Genomic DNA, 247 nt, shown 5'->3' with positions numbered 1-247 from the left:
GGCCGAAGGTGCCGAAGTAGATGTCCGGCGACCCCGGCTTGAGCGGCGGCAAGTCCTTGAATTCTCCGGTCCAGGTCCAGGGTTGGGTGCTGGCGTCGTACCACGGCACCTTGCCCCAGATGTCCCAGCCTGGGCCCGGGTCGGGGTTCCAGACGAACCAGCGGCGCCAGGGGCTGCTGCGGTCGGCCACGGCCTGCTGGAAGGGCGGGAACTGCCAGGAGGCATGGTTGATGACGTAGTCCATCAC

1 pseudogene is annotated in these 247 nt (G+C 67.6%); it reads right to left on the bottom strand.

The features are described from left to right. Positions 1 to 247, bottom strand: a pseudogene (locus tag SAZ04_RS22690) (alpha-amylase family glycosyl hydrolase); the annotation flags it as partial.

The sequence above is a fragment of the Halalkalibacter lacteus genome (assembly GCF_036663595.1).
Classification (GTDB): Bacteria; Bacillota; Bacilli; order Bacillales; family Bacillaceae_D; genus Halalkalibacter; species Halalkalibacter lacteus.
This window is presented reverse-complemented; position numbering and strand designations above follow the sequence as displayed.